Source organism: uncultured Proteiniphilum sp. (assembly GCF_937873925.1).
Taxonomy (GTDB): Bacteria; Bacteroidota; Bacteroidia; order Bacteroidales; family Dysgonomonadaceae; genus Proteiniphilum.
The window spans coordinates 1-3256 of record NZ_CALNAT010000165.1 but is presented as its reverse complement, the minus strand read 5'-3'; the positions used below and the strand labels follow the sequence as shown (position 1 = coordinate 3256).

2 protein-coding genes are annotated in these 3256 nt (G+C 38.9%); both read right to left on the bottom strand.

All coding sequences use genetic code 11. The features are described 5' to 3' along the window. Positions 1 to 1313, bottom strand: a 1313-nt coding sequence (locus Q0502_RS11235) for a RagB/SusD family nutrient uptake outer membrane protein (RefSeq protein ID WP_298650766.1), incomplete at its 3' end; no start/stop codon positions are given. A gap of 11 nt (positions 1314 to 1324) precedes the next feature. Further along, on the bottom strand, positions 1325 to 3256 hold a 1932-nt coding region (locus tag Q0502_RS11230; protein ID WP_298650764.1), incomplete at its 5' end, for a TonB-dependent receptor.

Sequence of the window (3256 nt, the reverse complement as noted above, 5' to 3'; positions counted from 1 at the left end):
AGAACAAACAGCATTACCCAGCCGAATACCGCCGGATTCATGCGCCACAGGATCTCAGCTTTCATAAGTAGAATATCTGTATAACGGAAAACAGAGAAATCGCTATTTAAAAAACCATTCCCGCCCATCTCTATTTCCCATTTTTTTATTCTTACTCCCGATTGCCGGATGGTATTGTACAAGGAAACAAATTCCGGGGTAAAATGTATCTGCGGTCCGTCCGGATCTAACTCTTTCTCGTATCCGTTATCGATTAAAGGTTCGCCCGTAGAGCTATATTGCGCACCCCAAAGGAAATTGTTTTCTTTTCGTATATCCCCGTCTTCATACATGTAAAAGAATTCAGTTTGAACAGAAAGCCCATTCCATGGCCCATTAGTCAGATTGAATGTTTGCTGACTGGAATAGTGTAACGATACAAGAGGCAATATCCAACCCCATTCAGTATATATGTCATCAAAGGGAATGGCCAGTATTGCTTCCGTGGAATTTTCATTTTTTGATATGAAGTTCTCACGATAAGTAGTACTCATCGCGAATACATTGGAATTGATGATGTCGTTGCAAGCATCCAATGCCTTCTGATATTCAGCAACTCCCGTATATACTTTGGCATTAAGATATAATTTTGCCAGAATAGCTTTCGCTGTCCAATAATCTGCCCTTGCATACGTTATCGAACTCTTTTCTTTAGTAAGATTAGAGATGTTCGCGTTAACCTCTTTTTCTATAAAATCATACACCTCTTTTCTAGTATTGGTTGTAGGTAGATAACCATCAGGGACATCGAACCGATCAACAATGGGAACATTTCCCCACATGTCAATCAGCCATAAATACCATAATGCTCTTACTATCTTCACTTCGGATATATAGGTAGCGTATTTCTGAGAGTCAATTTGTTCCAGTTGATATATTAACCGGTTGCACGTATTTACTTGCGCGAAAAATGCTATCCATGTTCCTTTAAAAAAACGATTATTGGAGATCCACTTGTGGTCAGTCATCTGTTGGTCTTGGCCATCACCTGCCCAATCTCCTCCTGTTCTGCCAGGAATCGCAACTTCATCGGTTGTACAATATATTGTCCACAAGTGGTCGTTTCGTTGAAATGTTCTTAATCCACTGTAGATAGCACCCAATGCGGAGGAGATTTCTTCCTCCGTTTGCAAGAAATTGTCATTGTCTAACTGGCTATATAGTGTTTCATCCAAGTTCGTACAGGCGGAGCTGAACAGCAAGGAAAGTAATCCGGAAAAAAGAATTATCTTTTTAATAAATAGAGGAATTATATGTATACTATTGATTTTCATAAGGTAGTTTTTTAGAAAGTTAGATTTACACCCAGTGTAAATGTTCGTGTTGTTACCCAGCTATTAAGAGGCTCAATCCCAGGAGCAAGAACATTTCCTTCGTAAGAGTAACGAGGTTCCGGATCTACCCCGGAATAGTCCGTGATGTAAAACAGGTTTTGCCCCGTAATATATAATCTGGCCTGAGATATAATTGATTGAGACGACAATTTAAAATTGTATCCTAATGATAAATTATCCAGCTTGATAAAAGAAGCATTTTCTACATAATGACTATTATAAGCTACGGGACCTTTATATTCGGGTTGAAAATAATTTGTCTTGATCAAATTATAAGTACTTATACGTGATACTTGTTCAAACATTGTACGGTGGAGATTAACTAAATCATGCCCGTATACCCCCCTAAAGAAAAAGTTTAAATCGAAATTTCTATAAGTAAGGGTGTTCCCAAATCCAAATTCACCTTTGGGTAGTCCTCGTCCGATTACGTCTACGTCGCGTTCGTTAATTACTCCATTGTCATCTATATCCTTTAAATTATAAGAGCCGTCACTCTTAACGCCTTCGTATATCCAACCTATCATCTGTCCCAAAGGCTTTCCTTCCTGAACACGTACCACGTTCCCCGTGAGAGGTGCCGGTAATCCGCCAACTTCTCTGATGCCATATTGGATATCACCCATTGAAAGTGAAATAATCTTCGAAGAATTGGTTGAGTGGGTTAAAGAGGTACTCCACGAAAAGTTATTTGTTCTAACAACATCATAAGTCATTCCTATTTCAAATCCCCGATTTTGAAGTTCTCCGGCGTTTAAAACGGAAGTGGGGAATAAATTAGGAGGAACGGGAACATTTAATGTAATTAGCGCATCCGACGTTTTACGGTTATAATAATCAATACTACCTGTTAAACGTGAATTGAACATACTGAAGTCTACTCCAAAGTCAATCTCTGATTTTGTTTCCCACTTAAGATCGGGATTGGGATTACTCTGGGGTAAATACACAGGTGTAAATTGATCCTTGTAGAGATAGTATTCCAAATTATTACCGGGTCCATAAATTTGTTTTGATAAATAGCTTTGGGCCGGTAAAGCACCAGTCAACCCGTAGCTACCTCTCAATTTTAATTGATCAGTAAAAGGGATGTTTAAGATACGGTTAATATCTACGCCGGTACTCAATCCCACGAAGTTACCCCATTTGTTCCCCTCGCCAAAACGGGAAGAACCTTCCCGACGAAGCGAGGCCATCAAAAAATAGGTGTTGTCGGCACTTAAATTGATTCGCCCGAAAAAAGCAATTAATTTGTTGGATTCCTTATTACTTTCTGCTTTCGCTTTTCCATCAGCAAAATCCCGGGCTGCTGCTAAATTATTGAAAGAGAATTTATCGGTAAGAAAATTTCCGGCTTGCAAATAAAAATACTCTGAGGTGAAATCCTGATACGAATATCCAGCCAAAGCATTTATATTTATTAAGTCAATTGATTTCAGATAATTTCCTGTCAACTCAAACAAATCGTTTTTATTGCTATAATTGCTTTGGGATGCCAAGCCACCGCGATCTATTCCACTACCATAGAGGCTATATTTACTGATATATTGACTGTTTGTAATATTTTCATTATTATGCGCATACCGGATAGAGGTAGTGATGTCTCCAGTGACTTTTAGATCACCTTGGATATTATAAGTGGCTCTACTTGTCTTTCTTATATTTTGATTCTGATTGATGATGGCTACCGGATTGAAAAGCTCGTGGGCACGATTTTGAAAATAAGCGCCATACATGTCATAATCGTCTCCTTCCCCGTAAACTGGAGCCGTGGGGGGCATTACTATGGCCGACCTGAAAACATCATCAAAACCTACATTCGCGTCTTTATTTAATAATGCGAGGTTTAGACCTATAATGAGTCGATTGTCAAGTAGTCTTTG